The following is a 17,817-nucleotide window of genomic DNA, read 5'->3' as shown; positions in this document are numbered from 1 at the left end:
AGAGAGAGGGTATGTCCATGCCGACCAGCAGCGCTGCGGCGGAACCGCGGAACGAGGATTGGAAGAACACCATCCTCGCCGGTCTCGCCAATTATATCGACGCCGGATCGATCGTCGCCGGATCGGCCGCGCTGGCGCTGTGGCAGGAAGCCTACAAGCTCAACAACGACCTGATCGGCCTGATCGCCGCCTTTGGTCCCAACGCCATCTCGGCGGGGGTCGGCGCCATGATCGGCGGGCGGCTGTGCGACCTGTTCGGGCGCAAGAAGATCTATCAGTACGACATGCTCTTTTACGCCTTCGGCATGCTGTGGCTGGTGTTCGCGGTCAACGCGTGGATGGTCACGCTCGGCTTCTTCCTCGTCGGCCTCGCGGTCGGCGCGGACATTCCCGCCTCCTGGTCGCTGATCGCCGAAATGGCGCCCAAGAACGAGCGCGGCAAGCATAGCGGCGTGGCGCAGGTGCTCTGGTATCTGGGCCCGGTCGTCGTGCTGCTGATGTTCCTGATCCTCACGCCGCTCGGCCTGCTCGGCGCGCGCATCGTCTTCGCGCATCTCGCGATTCTCGCCATCGCGCTCACCTTCCTGCGCTCGCGCATGCAGGAATCGCAGCGCTGGCTCGCCGCGCAGGAAGCGGCGCCGCGCGATACCGCCCAGCCCAAGCCCGGCCGGATCAGGGAGTTGTTCACGCGCCAGCATATCGGCTCGATGGCGTTTTTGAGCGGCATGTATCTGTTCTGGAACCTGTGGGCGGGCACCAACGGCTTCTTCTTCCCCTATATCCTGCGCACCGTCGGCGATCAGAGCCAGGCCGTCGCGGTCGCGGTGCAGACGCTGAGTTTCCTGCTCGGCATGGCGTCGATCTTCTTCATCTTCATGAAGCTCGCGGACCGGGTGAACCAACGCCTCCTGTTCGGAATTTCGGCGGTCACCCAGATCATCGGCATGTCGCTGCTCGCGCTGTTTCCGCTCACCCTGCCGCTGGCGATCCTGCACGTCTTCCTGATGTCGATCGGCGGTGGCTTCGGCGCCCAGAGCTTCTTCCAGCTCTGGAGTTCGGAGATGTTCCCGACGCTACTGCGCTCGACCGCGCAGGGCGTGATGTTCGCGGTGGTCCGCATCGCGCTCGGCATCTTCAGCTTCTTCGTCCCGGCGCTGACCGCGACGGGCTTCACCACGCTTGCGTGGATCCTGGTCGGCTTCCTCGTGATCAGCGGCGTGATCGGCTTCATCTGGGCGCCGCGCAACGAAGGCAAGTCGCTCGAGGAGCTCGAGGCCGAACTCAAGGCGGCCGCATAGGGTTATCTGGCTTTGATCGGGGCATTTTCAGCCCCTCGCTTTCCAAAGGCGAGGGGCTGGCCCCGAGTCCGAGGTGACAAGAATCAAGCGGCCCGCCTCGACCGGTTGCGGTCGCTTTCCTACGGTCGGGAGAGGTCCGCTTTCCGACCGATTAAGGCCCTCTAGCTAAACCTGTCGCGAGGCAGGGTCACGCCCAAGAAATGTGGCGCTCAACAAGCGTTTAAGCGTCTGCCAGTAGGGCCGCCGCGGTTCAGTAGCTTGGCGACCTTTTATCGCCCGCCGAAAGCCGATCGGGTTGAAAGCAAGGTAAATCTCGCGCTCTTCCGCGCTAACGATAGTTCCATACGACCAAGCGTTCGCATACCAAATCCATCGGCCCGATGAGTCCTCAAAGGCAGTGCTCAGTAATTCTCGCCGACGATTAGCCATCGTACCAACGTAGTCGTCGTCACTTCCGCTTTCCACCCCAAAGCCGTCGTACATTTGTAAGCAGCCCGATCCCCAAACAAAAAGGGCGGCGCCATAGGCGCCGCCCCAGTGAGGGGGAGATCGGTAAGATCAGAACTTCGCGCGAACGCCGCCATAGTAACGGCGTCCGATGATGTCCCAGATCGCGTTCGGGCTGCCGTTCGGCGTGCCGACCCAGAGGGGCGGCTGCTTGACGTTGAACAGGTTGTTCACGCCGGCGAAGATCTCGAAATTCTCGATGCCCTTGTAGCGGATCTGGGCATCGGTGTAGATCTTCGACCCGACCGTGAAATATTTCTTGTCGGGCAGCGAGCCGTCGGCGAGCCGGAAGCGCGTCTGATAGTTTTCGTAATCGAACATCTGCTTGCCGACATAGCGGTTCAACAGGGTCAGGCCGAACGTATCATTATCCCAACCGAGCGTCAGATTGCCCGAATCGCGCGGCGTTCCGATTTCACCCATGGTGTTGTCGTAATCGTCGCCGGTGAGCGGAACGACGCCCTGCTTGAGCAGGTGCGTCCAGCTGCCCTGGATCGTGGCGGTGCCGCCGAACAGATCGTGGCTGTAGCTCGCGGTGAAGTCGAGACCGCGGGCGAACGAGCCGCCGCTGTTGATCAGGCCGCGCACGACCTGCTCGACCGAACCGACGCTGAACGCGCCCGACGGCTGCTGACGCCGGGTGACGAACTGGCAGAAGTCCGCCAGGCCGTCGGCGTAGCATTTGTTGAGCACGGTCGCCGCGCTGAGGCGGTTGATCGCATCGTCGAGCTTGATGTCGAAATAGTCGACCGTGAAGACGAAGTTGCGCAGCGCGTCGATCGAGCGCGGATTGACCACCATGCCCAGCGTCAGCGTCTTGCCCGTTTCCTCGCGGATGTTCGGGTTCGCCGCGGTGATGCTGCCGACGCCCGCCGTGTCGGACGAGGTCAGCGTCATCGACCCGTTCGCCTGGATGTTGGCAAGCACGCCCGGATCGGCGCGGCAGTTCACCGCCACCGCGCTGGTTTCCGCCATCGTCACGCCCTGGCAGGGGTCGGTGATGGTGATGATGCCCGCCGCGGCGGCCGCGTAGAGCTCGCCGATGTTCGGCGCGCGAACCGCGTGGGCATAGACCGCCCGGAAGCGGATATCCTCGACCGGCGACCATTCGGCGCCGAGGTTCCACGCCCAGAAGGTGCCGACCGTCGAATAGTCGGAGACGCGGGCCGCGCCACGGAGCGTGAGGTTATGGATGAAGGGCGTGTCGTGGATCAACGGCACGACGACTTCGCCATAGCCTTCCTTGACGGTGAAGGCGCCGGACGTATCGAGCAGCTGGACATAGCCGTTGCGCGCGGCGTTGGTCAGCGGATCGAAGTCGTCGAGGCTCGATTCCTTGCGCCATTCGGCGCCAACCGACACCTGCAGCGGGCCGGCGGGAAGCTCGAACACCGTGCCGCCGACGTTCACCGCCGCGGTCTGCATCACCTGCTTCGAATAGCGGCTCATCTCGGTGTAGAGCCAATCGGCCGCCTCCTTGGTGACCTTGCTCGATCCGTCGGGGTTCAGACCGAAGACGTTGATCGGCACACAGCCCTGCGAGCGGGCATTGGCGTCGACGCAGATCGCCTCGGTCGAATTGCCGTCATTGTCATAGTCGAACACGTCGGGAATGACCTGAACGGCCTGCGCCAGGCGATAGAGGTCGGCAAGGCCGGTCATCCCCTGGCGCTGCTTGGTGAAGCCATATTGGTAATAGAAGTCGGCGGCCCAGTCGCCGCCCAGCTTCAGCGTTCCGCCCGCCGCGGCGCGGAAATTGTCGCGTTCGGTCGGCGTGCTGCGGGTTCCGTCGCCGAACATGGTCGTACGCAGCAGGAAGCTCATGTCCCTCGACCCGAAGGCGTCGTTGGCGGCGCGGTTGTCCGCCGCATCGAACGCGGCCTGCGGAACGAACGGGTTGGCGAGCTGCCGGACGTCGTTGGGATCGTTGGGATTGACGACCATGAACTCGATCGGGAAGAAGCCGTTGGTTCCCGTGAACGCGCCCAGCGCGCTGTCGGTGCGCATCGGCGACGCTTCGCGCCGGCCGACGGTCTTGTAGTTCGAGAAGGTCGATTCCACGAACAGGTTGAGATTGTCGGTCACGTCGTAATTGGTGCGCATCGCGATCGTGAACTGGTTCGATGGCGACGCCTGCTGGCCGAGCTCGGCGGCGTTATAGCCATATTTCTCGATCTTCGCGAGGACGTCCGGGTCGTTGATCGTCGCGGCGGTCAGCGACGGGAAACGATCGAGCGTGCCGTCGGGCAGGATCAGCCGGCTGCCGACGCCGCCGAAGTTGAAGGTGCCGCCGGGGCCGACGTTCGACGGCTGATAGTAACGGTTGAACAGATTCTGCGCGGCGGTGAGATTGGCGTCGCTGTCGCCGCCGACGCGCAGCAGGTTGCCGAGGCTGCCCCAGCCCGACGCGGTGCGTTCGCGCTTGCTGTTGGGGACATTGCCCTCGTGGTTGTAGCCGGCGTAGATCATCACGTTACCACGGCCGTCGGCGAAATTCTGGCCGAAGGTGGCGTTGATCGAATAGCGCTTGTCGTCGCCGAGTTCGGAGATGCCCGCCTGGAGATTGGCGTCGAGCCCCTCGAAATTCTTCTTGTAGATGAAGTTGACGACGCCCGCGATCGCGTCCGAGCCATAGACGGCGGAGGCGCCGCCGGTCAGCACGTCGACGCGCTCGATGAACGAGGTCGGGATCATCGACAGGTCGACCTGCGCCGTGCCGGGGATGCCCGCGACCGTCCGGCGGCCGTCGATCAGCACCAGCGTGCGATCGGTGCCGAGGTTGCGCAGGTTGACCGTGGCGAGGCCGGGGTTGGTGTCGCCGGCGTTGCCGACGCGCGTCTGGCTGGGCACGCCGACCGCCGGGATCTGCGTCAGCACTTCCTGCACGTTGGTCGCACCCGCATTTTCGAGCTTCTCGGCCGTGACGACCTGAAGCGGCGATGACGAGGTCAGCGTGGGATTGCGAATGCGGCTGCCCGTAACGATGATGTCGTTATCGGCCGATTGCGTACCGGTCTGCTGCGGCTCGGCGCCGGTTTCGTCCTGCGCAAAAGCCGTCGTGCCCGCGAAAAGCGTCATCACGCTCGTCCCGAGCAGCATTCCGCGTAGCAGCGCGGAACGCGAAGTTCTGAAATTCCTCATTGTCCACTCCCTTCCCATGTTTTTTGGCGTCCACCGGACGCCGCACGTTTCGCGCTACGGCCCCGCCGTATCGTCACGTCCCTCCTTGCGCGGCGTCGCGCACGGCGCTCGCCACCGCGTCGCGCCAGCGGCGCACCACGCGTGCGCGCCGCTCGGCCGCCATGGCCGGGGCGAAACGCTCCGCTTGAACCGAATGGCTCCCCGCCGCCGCGAGGCCCAGCGCTTCGCCCGCCAGCCGCGCGGCACCCAGCGCGCTCGCCTCGGCGATGGCGGGCCGCACGATCTCGCGATCGAGCAGATCGGCGAGCAGCTGCATCAGCAAGGCGTTGCGGGTGGCGCCGCCGTCGACCGACAGCTCGGGCAGCCTGGCGCCGAGATCGGCGTCGAGCGCGGCGACGACATCGCCGATCTGCAGCGCGATCGCCTCGAGCGTCGCGCGCGCGACGTGCGCGCGGCCGCTGCTCAGCGACAGGCCCGTGATCGCGCCCCGCGCGTCGCTGCACCAGTGCGGCGCCCCAAGCCCCGCCAGCGCGGGAACGAACACCACCCCGTCGCTGTCGTCGACGCTCGCCGCGAGGCTGGTCAGCGCCTCTTCGTCGGGGAGGCCGAGCAGCGTCGCGGCGAAGGCCGCGGCCTGACCGGACACCGAGATATTCCCTTCGAGCGCATGCTGCACCGCGTCGCCCTGGCTCCAGGCGATCGTGCTCGACAGGCCGTGCGACGAGCGCACGCGCCCGTCGGTGGCGGTCATCAGCGAGCTGCCGGTGCCGATCGTGACCTTGAGACGCGCGCCGCTCGCCGCATGGGCGAAGAGGGCGGCATGGCTGTCGCCGATCATCGCGTGGATCGGCGTATGGTCGCGGAGCGCGGTCACGCCATGCGCGACGGCGCCGAAGCGGCTGTCGGAGGGCATGACCGCCGGCAAGAGCGAAAGGGGCACGTCGAACAGGCGCGCGAGATCGGCGTCCCAGGACAGGGTGTCGAGATTGAAGAGCTGCGTCCGCGATGCATTGCCATGGTCGGTCGCATGCACGCCGCCGGCGGTCAGGTTCCAGAGCAGCCAGCTGTCGATCGTGCCGCACTTGAGCTCGCCGCGCTCGGCGCGCGCGCGCGCTCCGGGAGTTTCGTCGAGCAGCCACGCGATCTTGGCGGCCGGAAAGAGCGGGTCGAGCCCGAGACCCGAACGCGCCGCGATCTCGGCTTCGTGGCCGGCGGCGCGCAGGGCGTTGCAGCGGTCGGCCGAACGCCGGCATTGCCAGATGATCGCGGGGCCGATCGGGTGGCCCGTCGCGGCATCCCAGACGACGATCGTCTCGCGCTGGTTGGAAATCGCGACCGCGGCGATATCGGCGGGGCCGGCGGCCGCGGCGACCTCGGCGATCAGCCCGGCCACGGTTTCCCAGATGTCCGACGCCGATTGCTCGACCCAGCCCGGCTGCGGATAATCGAGACTCATCGCCCGCGACCGCGACAGGCGCACCGAACCGTCGGGCGCCACCAGCAGCGCCTTGGTGTTGGTCGTGCCCTGATCGATCGCGAGGACGAGCCGCTCGGTCATAGGCTTTTCGCCGTAACCAGATCGCGCGCGGCGGCGGCGATGCCCTCCGCGGTCAGGCCGTAGCGTTCCATCAGCCAGCTCGGCGAGCCCGTCGGCAGGAAACCGGGGAAGCCGAGCCGCTTCACGCGCACCGGATGATGTTCGGCGCAATATTCGGCGACCGCGCCGCCCAGGCCGCCGGCGGCGAGCCCTTCCTCGGCGGTGACGATCGCGCCCGTCGCCGCGGCGGCGGCGATCGCCTCGGCGTCGATCGGCGAAACGCTCGCCATGTTGATCACGCGCGCCGCGATCCCCTCGGCCGCCAGCGCCGCCGCGGCGTCGAGCGCGCGGTGCACCAGCGTGCCGTTCGCGATGATCGCGACATCGCCGCCGTCGCGCAGCGTCTCGGCCTTGCCGATCGCGAAGGTTGCGCCCTCGGGGCGCGGCAGCGCTGGCACGGGCATGCGGCTGATGCGGATATAGACCGGCCCGTCGTGCCCGGCCGCCGCCTTGACCGCCGCCGCGGTTTCCCAAGGGTCGGCGGGGACGATGACCGTCAGCTTGTCGATCGCGCGCAGCCAGGCGATGTCCTCGATGCTGTGATGCGTCGCGCCCAGCTCGCCATAGGCGACCCCCGACGAGATGCCGCACAGCTTGACGTTCTGCTGGCTGTAGGCGCAATCCGCCTTGATCTGCTCGAGCGCGCGCGCGGAGAGGAAACAGGACGCGGCGCTGACGAACGGGATCTTGCCGCCGTTCGCGAGGCCGGCGCCGACACCGACCATATTCTGCTCGGCGATGCCGACGTTGATCAGCCGCGCCGGGAAACGGTCGCGGAACTTGCCGAGCTTCGATGAGCCGACCGAGTCGTTGACGACCGCGACGATGCGGTCGTCGCCCTCGGCGAGCTCCTCGACCGCGCGGACATAGGCATCGCGACAATCGAAGGTGCCCGCGGCGGCAGGAGCAGCGGCGCTCATCGGCTCATCTCCGCTTCGAGTTCGGCCATGGCCTGCGCATATTGCTCCGCATTGGGCACGCCATGGTGCCAGCCCGCCTGGTCGCGCATGAAGCTGACGCCCTGGCCCTTGAAGGTGTTGGCGATGATGACGCGCGGCCTGGCGCGCGCCGCGGCGGCATCGTCGAAGGCGGCGAGCAGCGCCGCATGGTCGTGCCCGTCGACCTCGACCACGTCCCAGCCGAACGCGCGCCACTTGTCGGCGAGCGGTTCGAGCGCATTGGTCTCTTCGGTGCGCGCGCCCTGCTGCAGGCGGTTGCGGTCGACGATGACGGTGAGGTTGCCGAGGCCGCGGTGGCCGGCGAACATCGCCGCCTCCCACATGCTGCCTTCCTGCAGCTCGCCGTCGCCGGTGAGCACGAACACGCGATAGCCGGCCTCGTCGATCTGGCCCGCCACCGCGACGCCCACGCCGACCGGCAGGCCATGACCGAGCGGCCCGGTGTTGGTTTCGATGCCGGGCAGATAGGTGCGGTTGGGATGCCCGTTGAGGCGCGACTCGGGCTTCAGATAGGTGTCGAGTTCGGCCTCCGGAAAGAAGCCCCGGCCGGCGAGCGCGGTGTAGAGCACCCCGGTGCAATGCCCCTTGCTCAGCACGAAGCGATCGCGGCCCGGAGCGGCCGGGACCTTCGGGTCGATCCGAAGAATATCGAAATAGAGGCAAGCCACTATATCTGCGGACGAAAGGTCACCGCCAGGATGCCCCTGACCCGCATCGACGATCATCTTCAACAGCCGGCGGCGCATCCAATTGGCCCGCTCACGGACGAATTCCGCCCGCGCGGCCAGCGAATCGCGCCGATCCGCCGAAGCGGCCACATCTACCATATCCGGATTGCCCATCATCCTCTCTCTCACCCCCGCAATTAGCTCAGCCTTTCGATGTTCGCAAGAAATTTGCTTTCGATTTTTTTCGTTTCAATAAAATCCCCTATAAAAATTGACAAAATACGAAAGTCCGCGATACCCATCATACGACGACCGCCCTGTCCAAGGCGCGGCACCGGGGAAGAGGACGTGCATTGAAAAATCTTGCCAACGGCTCGTCGCGCGATTGTACAACGAAGGCGACCCTGTTTGCCGGTCCTTTCCCGGCCTCCGATCGAATGAGCTCGCCCAAATGAAAACCCGCCTTCTCGCCGAAACACGCCGCCGAAAAGTGCTCGACTGGCTCCAGGAGGAAGGCAGCGCGCGCGTCCGCACGCTGGCCGACGCGTTCGGCGTGTCCGAAGTGACGATCCGCCAGGATCTCGAGAAGCTCGAGGCCGAAGGCCATATCGCGCGCGAGCATGGCGGCGCCTTCCTGAAGTCGGTGCCGCAGCAGGTGCGCGAAATGGCGCTCCAGCACCGGGAGAACATGGACGCCAAGCAGCGCATCGGGCGCGCCGCCGCGCAACTCATCGGCGACGGCGAGACGATCGTGCTCGATTCGGGGTCGACCACGACCGAGGTCGCGGCCAATCTCCTCCATCGCCGCGACATGACCGTCATCACCAACGCGCTCAACATCGCGCTGATGCTCGGCGCCGAGGCGGGGTTCGAGGTGCATATGAGCGGCGGGCATTTCAAGGCGCCGACCCTGTCGCTGAGCGGCGAGCGCTCGGCCGACTATTTCAAGGGACTGTTCGCCCAGAAGCTGTTCCTCGCCACCGCCGCGCTCGATCTGGAGGCGGGACTGACCTATCCGGCGCTGTCCGACATCGCGGTCAAGCGCGCGATGATCGAGGCGGCCGAACGCGTCTATCTGGTCGCCGATTCGAGCAAGATCGGCGCGCGCTCCTTCTCGTCGCTCGGGGGCCTCGACCTCGTCCACGTCCTGATCACCGACGACGGCATCCGGCCCGAGGATCGCGCCGCCATCGAAGCCGCCGGCGTCGAGGTGATCGTCGCCTGAAGCCTTTTCCTCCCAGGAGAATTACCGTGAGCAAGCAGAAATACGGCGCTGGCATCTGGCACTTCGCGACCTATGTCGATCGCTACGCGACCGACGGCTACGGCCCCCCGCGCTCGCTGATCGAGATGATCGACCTCGCCGGGCAGGTCGACGATCTGTCGGTCGTCGACATCAATTATCCCTTCCCCGGCGGCGAAACGTCGTTCGAGAAGGTCGAGGAGGCGCTGAAGCGCAATAATCTCTCGGTCATCGGCATCACCCCCGAAATCTACACGCGCCAGTTCGCGAAGGGCGCGTTCACCAATCCCGATCCCGGCGTCCGCCGGCTCGCGAACGAGATGGTCAACGACGCGGCGAACGTCGTGCGCCGCTTCAACGCCAGCTACGTCAAGCTGTGGCCGGGCCAAGACGGCTGGGACTATCCCTTCCAGGTCGACCACAAGAAATTGTGGCAGCATTCGATCGAGGGCATCGCCGAGCTCGCGGGGCAGAATCCCGACCTCAACTTCGTGATCGAGTATAAGCCGCGCGAGCCGCGCGTGCACATGAGCTACGACAGCGTCGCGCGCACCCTGCTCGGCATCGAGAAGATGGGCGTTCCCAACGTCGGCATCCTGCTCGACTTCGGCCACTCGCTCTACGGCGGCGAGAGCCCGGCCGACGCCGCGCAGCTCGCGATCGACCACGGCCGCCTCTTCGGCATGGACGTGAACGACAATTTCCGCAGCTGGGACGACGACCTGATCGCCGGTTCGGTCCACCCAATCGAGCTGTTCGAATTCTTCTACACGCTCCGCAAGAACAAGTGGGAAGGCGTCTGGCAGCTCGACCAGTTCCCGTTCCGCGAGGATTCGGTCGCGGTCGCCAATTCGGCGATCGGCTTCCTCAAGGGCATCGAGCGCGCGCTCGACAAGCTCGATTTCGACGCGATGCAGAAGGCACAGGACGCGCACGACGCCGTCACCGCGCTCAAGCTCGCGCGCGAGGCGCTGTTCACCTCCTATTGAAGGCGCGCATCGGATCACACTCCTATTGAAGGCGCGCATCGGATCACACGCCTCTTGACGGCGGGACCGGGGCGCGTCACGGCAATAATATGATTATTTCATCCGCCACTGATTTTCGCGAGGCGGCGCGGCGCAAGCTGCCGCGCTTCCTCTTCGATTATGCCGACGGCGGCGCCTATGCCGAAGAGACGTTGCGCCGTAATGTCAGCGATCTCGCGAAGATCGAACTGCGCCAGCGCGTGCTCAAGGATGTCGCGTCGATCGACCTCGGCACGACCCTGTTCGGCCGCAAGGTCGCGCTTCCGGTCGCGCTCGGCCCGGTCGGGATCGGCGGCATGTACGCGCGGCGCGGTGAGCTGCAGGCGGCGCGGGCGGCGAAGGCGGCGGGCGTGCCGCTCTGCCTGTCGACGGTCTCGATCTGCCCGATCGAGGACGTCGCGAGGGTCGCCGACCCCTTCTGGTTCCAGCTCTATGTGATCAAGGATCGCGCCTTCATGCGCGACCTCATCGCCACCGCCAAGGCGCATGGCGCCGAGGCGATGGTGTTCACCGTCGACATGCCGGTGCCGGGCGCGCGCTATCGCGACGCCCATTCGGGCATGTCGGGACCGAATGCGCCGCTGCGCCGCGTGCTCCAGGCGATGACCCACCCGCGCTGGGCGGTCGACGTCGGCCTGCTCGGCCGCCCGCACACGCTCGGCAACTTGAAGCCGGTGCTCGGCAACAACAGCGGGCTCAACGACTATATGGGCTGGCTCGGCGCCAACTTCGATCCGTCGATCCAGTGGCGCGACCTCGACTGGATTCGCGCCGAATGGGACGGCCCGCTGATCATCAAGGGCATTCTCGATCCCGAGGACGCGCGCGAGGCCGCGGCGATCGGCGCCGACGGCATCGTCGTCTCGAACCATGGCGGCCGCCAGCTCGACGGCGTGCGGTCGAGCGCGCGCGCGCTGCCCGCGATCGCCGATGCCGTCGGCGACCGGCTGACCGTGCTCGCCGACGGCGGCGTGCGCAACGGCCTCGACGTCGTGCGCATGCTCGCGCTCGGCGCGAAGGGCGTGCTGCTCGGCCGCGCCTGGATCTATGCCCTCGCCGCCGAGGGCGAGGCCGGCGTCGCGAAGCTCTTCGAGCTGATCGCCAAGGAAATGGTGGTCGCGATGACGCTCACCGGAGTCAACCGGATCGACGCGATCGACCGCTCGATCCTCGCGGAGGACGAGAGATGAGGCTTCTCGAAGGCAAGAGCGTGCTGGTGACCGGCGGCTCGACCGGCATCGGCCGCGCGGCGGCGATCGGCGCCGCGCGGCACGGCGCGAACGTCGCGATCAACTATGCGTCGAGCGACGACAAGGCCGCGTCGTGCATCGCGGAGATCGAGGCGCTCGGACAGAAGGGCCTCGCCGTGAAAGGCGACGTCGCGCTGCCCGAGACGGCGACCGACTTCGTCGCCAGGGCGGTGGAGGCCTTCGGCCGCGTCGACGTCATGGTCTCGAACGCCGGCATCTGCCCGTTCCACGCCTTTCTCGACATGCCGGTGGAGACGGTCGACCGCACCTTCCGCGTCAATCTGCACGGCGCCTATTATATGGTGCAGGCAGCCGCCAACCAGATGGTCGCGCAGGGTGAAGGCGGCGCGATCGTCGCGGTTTCCTCGATCTCGGCGCTGGTCGGCGGCGAGTTTCAGACCCATTATACGCCGACCAAGGCGGGGGTGCATTCGCTGATGCAGTCGGCCGCGATCGCGCTCGGCCGGCACGGCATCCGCTGCAATTCGGTGCTGCCCGGCACGATCCTGACCGAGATCAACAAGGACGACCTCGCCGACCAGGCGAAGCGCGACCGCATGACCGCGCGCATTCCGCTCGGCCGGCTCGGCGAGGCCGACGATCTGGCGGGGCCCATCGTCTTCCTCGCATCCGACATGGCGGCCTATGTCACCGGCGCGGCGCTGCTGGTCGACGGCGGCGCGTTCGTGAATCTGCAATAGGCGGGGGCGCCCATGTCGCTGACCATGCCCGAACCCGATGCGCGGACGCTCGCGCGCCGCGACGAGATCGTCGCCGCGATGCGCGCGATCGTGTCGGGCGAAGGCGTGATCGACGATGTCGATGGGCTGAGGCCCTATGAAACCGACGCGCTGACCGCCTATCACCAGCTTCCGATGGTGGTCGTGCTGCCCGAAACCACCGCACAGGTCGCGGCGGTGCTCGCCTGGTGCCACGCCAACAAGGTGAAGGTCGTGCCGCGCGGCGCGGGCACGTCGCTCTCGGGCGGCGCGCTGCCGCTGGCCGACGGCGTGCTGCTGGGGATGGCGCGCTTCAACCGCATCCTCGCCATCGACTATGCCGACCGGATCGCCGTGGTACAGCCCGGCGTCACCAACCTCGCGATCACCCGTGCGGTCGAGGACGAGGGCTTCTATTACGCCCCCGACCCCTCCAGCCAGATCGCCTGCACGATCGGCGGCAATGTGGCCGAGAATTCGGGCGGGGTGCACTGCCTGAAATACGGCCTGACCACCAACAATGTGCTGGGGGTCGAGCTGGTGACGATCGAGGGCGAGGTGATCCGCCTCGGCGGCCGCGGGCTCGAGCCCGCGGGTCTCGACCTGCTCGGGGTCGTGGTGGGCTCGGAAGGGCTGCTCGGCGTGGTCACCGAGGTGACCGTGCGCCTCCTCCCCCGGCCGGAGACGGCACGCGCGCTGCTGATCGGCTTTTCCTCGGTCGAGGGCGCGGGACAATGCGTCGCCGACGTGATCGCGGCGGGAATCATCCCCGCGGGCATGGAAATGATGGACCGCCCCGCGGTGCACGCCGCCGAGGCCTTCGTCCAGGTCGGCTATCCGCTCGACGTCGAGGCGCTGCTCATCGTCGAGCTCGATGGCCCGGCCGCCGAATGCAGCCACCTGCGCGGCGAGGTCGAAGGCATCGCGCGCGCCAATGGCGCGGTGTCGGTGCGCAGTTCGACCGACGATGCCGAACGCGCCGCCTTCTGGGCGGGGCGCAAGGCCGCCTTCCCCGCCGCCGGACGCGTCGCGCCCGATTATCTGTGCATGGACGGGACCATCCCGCGCCGCCGCCTCCCCGACGTGCTCGCCCGGATGCGCGAGCTGTCCGATCATCACGGGCTGGGCGTGATCAATGTGTTTCACGCCGGCGACGGCAATCTCCACCCGCTGATCCTCTACGACGCCAACCAGCCCGGCCAGCTCGACGCGGCCGAGGCGTTCGGCGCCGACATCCTGAAGCTCTGCGTCGAGGTCGGCGGCGTGCTGACCGGCGAGCATGGCGTCGGCGTCGAAAAGCGCGATCTGATGCCGGTGATGTTCAGCAAGGCCGATCTCGCGCAGCAGCAGCGGGTCAAATGCGCGTTCGACCCCGAACTGCTGCTCAATCCGGGCAAGATGTTCCCCGAGCTGCACCGCTGCGCCGAGCTCGGCCGCATGCACGTCCACAAGGGACAATTGCCCTTTCCCGACCTGCCGCGCTTCTGATGCTGCATCCCGCGACCACCGACGAATTATGCGAGGCCATCGCCGCCGGCGGCCCGCTGATGCTGCGCGGCGGCGGCAGCAAGGACGCGATCGGCGCGCCCGCGCCGGGCGCGGCCATCGTCGACATGCGCGGCTTCGCCGGCGTCGTCGACTATGATCCGCCCGAACTGGTTCTGACCGTTCGCGCCGGCACGCCGCTCGCCGAGGTGCAGGCGCTGGTCGCGCGCGAGGGCCAGATGCTTGCCTTCGATCCCTTCGACCACGCCGCGCTGCTCGGCGGCCCCGCCGGCCAGGCGACGATCGGCGGCGTGATCGCGGCGGGCGTCTCGGGCCCGGCGCGGCTCAGCCGCGGCGCGGCGCGCGACCATCTGCTCGGCTTCGAAGGCGTTTCGGGTCGCGGCGAGGCTTTCGTCGCCGGCGCGAAGGTGGTGAAGAATGTCACCGGCTACGACCTCTCCAAGCTGCTGACCGGAAGCTGGGGGCGCCTCGCGGCGATCACCGAGCTGACGCTGAAGGTGCTGCCCGCCCCGCGCGAGCGGCGCACGCTGCTATTGCGCGGGCTTTCCGCCGAGGATGCGGTCGCCGCGATGGCGCGCGCGCTGGGGTCGGCGGCGGAGGTTACGGCCGCCGCGCACCTGCCGGCGTGGCGCGGCGACGCGCTCACCGCTCTTCGGCTCGACGGCTTCCCCAGTTCGATCGACGCCCGGGCCGAAACACTCGCCCGGCTGCTCGGCGGCCTCGAAACCCTCGACGCGCCGGCGGGCGACGAGCTGTGGACGGCGGTGCGCCACGCGGCGCCACTGCCGGCGGACAAGCCCCTGTGGCGCGCGATCGTCCCCGCCGCAGAGGCGCCCACCTTCGTCGCGGCGACGGGCGGCGAATGGCTGTTCGACTGGGCCGGCGGCCTCGTCTGGCTGGCGAGCGATGTCGACCCGGGGGCGATCCGCCGGGCCGCGAGCGAACTCGGCGGGCACGCCACGTTGATTCGCGCCGACGCCGCGATGCGCGCCGCGGTGCCCACGCTCCACCCCCAGCCCGCACCGCTCGCCGCGCTCGAGGCGCGGGTGCGGCGCGCCTTCGATCCCAACGGCGTGTTCGAAACGGGGCGCTTCTGACATGCAGACCAAATTCTCGCCCGAGCAGCTCGCCGACCCGGCCATGGCTTCCTCCGAAGGCGTGATCCGCAAATGCGTCCACTGCGGCTTCTGCACCGCGACCTGCCCGACCTATGTGCTGCTCGGCGACGAGCTCGATAGCCCGCGCGGGCGAATCTACATGATCAAGGACATGCTCGAGAATGAGCGGCAGCCGAGCGCCGAGGTCGTGAAGCATGTCGACCGCTGCCTGTCCTGCCTGTCGTGCATGACGACCTGCCCGTCGGGCGTGAACTACATGCACCTCGTCGATCATGCGCGCGCCTATATCCACGAGCGCTACCACCGGCCGTGGCCCGAGCGCGCGCTCCGCCGCATCCTGGCCTGGGTGCTTCCCTACCCCGGCCGCCTCCGCCTCGCGCTGCATGCCGCGATGCTCGGCCGGCCGCTCGCGCCCCTGTTCGCGAAGGTCGGCGCGCTGAAGCCGCTCGCGGCGATGCTCGCGCTGGCGCCGCGCCGTCTGCCACCCAAGGCGGGCGCCGAGCCGTCGAGCGTGCCGCGCGCCAGGGGCCGCGTCGCGCTGCTGCAAGGCTGCGCCGAGCCCGTGCTGCGCCCCGAATTCCGCGCCGCCGCGATCCGTCTGCTCAATCGCGCGGGCTATGACGTGCTGTTCGCGCAGGGCGAGCAATGCTGCGGCGCGCTCGTCCATCACATGGGGCGCGAGGAGGACGGGCTCGCCGCCGCGCGGCGCAATGTCGACGCCTGGACGCGCGAGATCGAGGACGGCGGCCTCGCGGCGGTGGTCGTCACCGCGTCGGGCTGCGGCACCACGATCAAGGACTATGGCTTCATGCTGCGCGGCGAGCCCGCCTATGCCGAAAAGGCGGCGCGGGTCTCGGCACTGGCGAAGGACATCTCCGAACTGCTGATCGACGCCGACCTGCCGCCCGGCGACGGGCGCGGGCTGACCGTCGCCTATCACGCCGCCTGCTCGCTGCAGCACGGGCAGAAGGTCACCGAAGCCCCCAAGCGGCTGCTCGCCGCCGCGGGCTATGCCGTGCGGACGCCGGCCGAGGCGCATCTGTGCTGCGGCTCGGCGGGGACCTACAACATCCTCCAGCCCGACATCGCCGGACAGCTCGGCGACCGCAAGGCGGCGAACCTCGCGCGCCTCGCCGCCGACGTCGTCGCGACCGGCAATATCGGCTGCGCGATGCAGATCGCCCCGCGGATCGGCGTGCCGGTCGTGCACATGGTCGAACTGCTCGACTGGGCCACCGGCGGCCCCGCGCCGGCGCAATTAAAGGGGCACGAAACGCGCATCGGCGATTGACTCAATTAATAATATTATACAATGAGACGTCTCGGGCGGCGGGCTGCGAAAATGCCCCCGCGTTCAGGGGAAGGACGTCTGAAACATGAAGCTCGGCTCGATCCTGCTCGCCGCACTGGCCGCCACCATGGCGCTGCCGGCCGAGGCCCAGACCCCCGAACTGTCGGTCGCGCCCGGCGGCCATTATCTTCTTGCCGGCGACAAGCCCTTCTTCTGGCTCGGCGATACCGCGTGGCTCCTGCTCAGCCGGGTCGATCGCGCCGATACCGAGACCTATCTTCAGACGCGCAAGCGCCAGGGCTTCAACGTCATCCAGGTGATGGTGCTCCACACGCCGAAGATGACGAGCAGCAGCGGCGCGCCGGCGCTGGTTGACGGCGACCCCGCCCGGCCGCGCACCACGCCCGGCAACGATCCCGCCAAGCCGGACGAATATGATTATTGGGACCATCTCGACTGGGTCGCGGGACGCGCCGAGGAACTCGGCATCTATCTCGCGCTGGTGCCGGTGTGGGGCGACCTTGCGATGAACAAGGTGCTGACCAGGGACAATGCGCCCGTCTACGGCCGGTTCATCGCCGAGCGCTACGGCAAGCGGAAGAACATCATCTGGCTCAACGGCGGCGACACGCGCTCGGAGTCGAACACCGCGGTGTGGGACGCGCTCGGCACGACGATCAAGTCGATCGCGCCGCAGCAGCTGATGACCTTCCACCCGATCGGCCGCACCGATTCCTCGTGGCAATGGCACGACGCCAAATGGCTCGACTTCAACATGCTACAGTCGGGCCACCGTTCCTACGCGCAGGAAGGCGCGAACGCGAAGGGCGAGGATAATTGGCGCTACATCGCCGAGGATTGGGTGCGGCTGCCCGCCAAGCCGACGATCGACGGCGAGCCCTCCTACGAGAATATCCCGCACGGGCTGCACGAAGCGCCGCCGCAGCCGCGCTGGCTGGCCGCCGACGTGCGCCGCTACGCCTGGTGGGCGGTGATGGCTGGGGCGTTCGGCCACACCTATGGCGAAAACAACGTCATGCAGTTCTTCCTGCCCGGCGCCGACACGCGGAATTTCGAGGCCGACATTCCGTGGCGTGACGCCCTCGCGGCGCCGCGCGCGCCGGGCGCCGACCAGATGCGCTTCGTCCGCACGCTGATCGAATCGCGCCCGATGCTCGAACGCGTGCCCGACCAGTCGCTGATCGCCGACAACGGCGAACGCTACGACCGCGTGCTGGCGAGCCGGGGGAAGGCCTATGCCTTCGCCTATAGCTACACCGGCCGGCCGTTCACGATGCGCCTCGGCACGATCGCGGGCCAGCAGGTGCGTGCCGGATGGTATTCGCCGCGCGACGGCACCACGACGCCGATCGGCACGTTCAGCAACAGCGGCACACGCCGCTTCGATCCGCCGGGCGACACCGCTCCGGGCAATGACTGGGTGCTGGTGCTCGATGACGCCCGGCGCACGGCGACCGAATAAGGAAAACCC

Annotated in this window: 13 protein-coding genes; 9 read left to right on the top strand and 4 right to left on the bottom strand. The window is 67.7% G+C overall.

From position 1 onward, the window contains the following. The first annotated feature begins 17 nt into the window (after nucleotides 1-17). Nucleotides 18-1,298 (top strand): MFS transporter, encoded by a 1,281-nt coding sequence (locus tag CD928_RS15700; RefSeq protein ID WP_255247199.1) that lies wholly within the window; start codon nucleotides 18-20, stop codon nucleotides 1,296-1,298. Nucleotides 1,299-1,856: 558 nt separating this feature from the next. Here CD928_RS15700 and CD928_RS15695 read toward each other — a convergent pair. The 4 genes from CD928_RS15695 to CD928_RS15680 form a co-directional block, all read right to left on the bottom strand. After that, nucleotides 1,857-4,946: a TonB-dependent receptor gene (locus tag CD928_RS15695; RefSeq protein ID WP_176473602.1), complete on the bottom strand. Its 3,090-nt coding sequence runs from the start codon at nucleotides 4,944-4,946 to the stop codon at nucleotides 1,857-1,859. A 73-nt stretch (nucleotides 4,947-5,019) separates the two neighbouring features. Continuing rightward, nucleotides 5,020-6,504, bottom strand: coding sequence for an FGGY family carbohydrate kinase (locus tag CD928_RS15690; RefSeq protein ID WP_095387996.1), 1,485 nt, complete (start codon nucleotides 6,502-6,504; stop codon nucleotides 5,020-5,022). Beyond that, nucleotides 6,501-7,463, bottom strand: coding sequence for a transketolase family protein (locus tag CD928_RS15685; protein WP_095387995.1), 963 nt, complete (start codon nucleotides 7,461-7,463; stop codon nucleotides 6,501-6,503). Before CD928_RS15685 ends, CD928_RS15690 begins: the two co-directional genes overlap by 4 nt. Beyond that, entirely contained in the window at nucleotides 7,460-8,344 is an 885-nt protein-coding gene (locus CD928_RS15680) for a transketolase (protein WP_255247198.1), read from the bottom strand. The genes CD928_RS15685 and CD928_RS15680 overlap by 4 nt, the downstream gene beginning before the upstream one ends. Nucleotides 8,345-8,621: 277 nt before the next feature. Here CD928_RS15680 and CD928_RS15675 point away from each other — a divergent pair, with 277 nt between their 5' ends. The 8 genes from CD928_RS15675 (at nucleotide 8,622) to CD928_RS15640 (ending at nucleotide 17,808) form a co-directional block, all read left to right on the top strand. Beyond that, nucleotides 8,622-9,395, top strand: coding sequence for a DeoR/GlpR family DNA-binding transcription regulator (locus CD928_RS15675; protein WP_095387994.1), 774 nt, complete (start codon nucleotides 8,622-8,624; stop codon nucleotides 9,393-9,395). 26 nt (nucleotides 9,396-9,421) lie between these two features. Continuing rightward, complete coding sequence (locus tag CD928_RS15670) at nucleotides 9,422-10,402, top strand: sugar phosphate isomerase/epimerase (protein ID WP_095387993.1); 981 nt, start codon at nucleotides 9,422-9,424, stop codon at nucleotides 10,400-10,402. 89 nt (nucleotides 10,403-10,491) lie between these two features. Further along, on the top strand, nucleotides 10,492-11,631 hold the full coding sequence (lldD, locus tag CD928_RS15665) for an FMN-dependent L-lactate dehydrogenase LldD (protein WP_095387992.1): 1,140 nt from the start codon (nucleotides 10,492-10,494) through the stop codon (nucleotides 11,629-11,631). Beyond that, the gene (locus CD928_RS15660; protein ID WP_095387991.1) at nucleotides 11,628-12,392 is read left to right on the top strand and encodes an SDR family NAD(P)-dependent oxidoreductase; all 765 of its coding nucleotides are present in this window, start codon (nucleotides 11,628-11,630) and stop codon (nucleotides 12,390-12,392) included. The genes lldD and CD928_RS15660 overlap by 4 nt, the downstream gene beginning before the upstream one ends. Nucleotides 12,393-12,404: 12 nt before the next feature. Next, nucleotides 12,405-13,898 carry an FAD-linked oxidase C-terminal domain-containing protein gene (locus CD928_RS15655; protein WP_095387990.1) on the top strand — a complete coding sequence of 498 codons (1,494 nt, stop codon included), beginning with the start codon at nucleotides 12,405-12,407 and terminating at the stop codon, nucleotides 13,896-13,898. Then, nucleotides 13,898-15,013 carry a glycolate oxidase subunit GlcE gene (gene glcE, locus CD928_RS15650; protein ID WP_095387989.1) on the top strand — a complete coding sequence of 372 codons (1,116 nt, stop codon included), beginning with the start codon at nucleotides 13,898-13,900 and terminating at the stop codon, nucleotides 15,011-15,013. The genes CD928_RS15655 and glcE overlap by 1 nt, the downstream gene beginning before the upstream one ends. A gap of 1 nt (nucleotide 15,014) precedes the next feature. Further along, nucleotides 15,015-16,325: a glycolate oxidase subunit GlcF gene (gene glcF, locus CD928_RS15645; protein ID WP_095387988.1), complete on the top strand. Its 1,311-nt coding sequence runs from the start codon at nucleotides 15,015-15,017 to the stop codon at nucleotides 16,323-16,325. A gap of 85 nt (nucleotides 16,326-16,410) precedes the next feature. Next, nucleotides 16,411-17,808, top strand: a complete 1,398-nt coding sequence (locus tag CD928_RS15640; protein WP_095387987.1) for a glycoside hydrolase family 140 protein — start codon at nucleotides 16,411-16,413, stop codon at nucleotides 17,806-17,808. Nucleotides 17,809-17,817 lie beyond the last annotated feature (9 nt).

The organism is Sphingopyxis sp. GW247-27LB, from assembly GCF_002277025.1.
Classification (GTDB): domain Bacteria; phylum Pseudomonadota; class Alphaproteobacteria; order Sphingomonadales; family Sphingomonadaceae; genus Sphingopyxis.
The sequence above is the reverse complement of the archived record's forward strand: the minus strand, read 5'-3'. Positions and strand labels throughout refer to the sequence as shown.

Bases quoted from the DNA above. Each gene is read 5' to 3' on its own strand.
- CD928_RS15700 (WP_255247199.1), top strand. From the start codon at position 18: ATGCCGACCAGCAGCGCTGCGGCGGAACCGCGGAACGAGGATTGGAAG.
- CD928_RS15695 (WP_176473602.1), bottom strand. From the start codon at position 4,946: ATGAGGAATTTCAGAACTTCGCGTTCCGCGCTGCTACGCGGAATGCTG.
- CD928_RS15690 (WP_095387996.1), bottom strand. From the start codon at position 6,504: ATGACCGAGCGGCTCGTCCTCGCGATCGATCAGGGCACGACCAACACC.
- CD928_RS15685 (WP_095387995.1), bottom strand. From the start codon at position 7,463: ATGAGCGCCGCTGCTCCTGCCGCCGCGGGCACCTTCGATTGTCGCGAT.
- CD928_RS15680 (WP_255247198.1), bottom strand. From the start codon at position 8,344: ATGGGCAATCCGGATATGGTAGATGTGGCCGCTTCGGCGGATCGGCGC.
- CD928_RS15675 (WP_095387994.1), top strand. From the start codon at position 8,622: ATGAAAACCCGCCTTCTCGCCGAAACACGCCGCCGAAAAGTGCTCGAC.
- lldD (WP_095387992.1), top strand. From the start codon at position 10,492: ATGATTATTTCATCCGCCACTGATTTTCGCGAGGCGGCGCGGCGCAAG.
- CD928_RS15660 (WP_095387991.1), top strand. From the start codon at position 11,628: ATGAGGCTTCTCGAAGGCAAGAGCGTGCTGGTGACCGGCGGCTCGACC.
- CD928_RS15655 (WP_095387990.1), top strand. From the start codon at position 12,405: ATGTCGCTGACCATGCCCGAACCCGATGCGCGGACGCTCGCGCGCCGC.
- glcE (WP_095387989.1), top strand. From the start codon at position 13,898: ATGCTGCATCCCGCGACCACCGACGAATTATGCGAGGCCATCGCCGCC.
- glcF (WP_095387988.1), top strand. From the start codon at position 15,015: ATGCAGACCAAATTCTCGCCCGAGCAGCTCGCCGACCCGGCCATGGCT.
- CD928_RS15640 (WP_095387987.1), top strand. From the start codon at position 16,411: ATGAAGCTCGGCTCGATCCTGCTCGCCGCACTGGCCGCCACCATGGCG.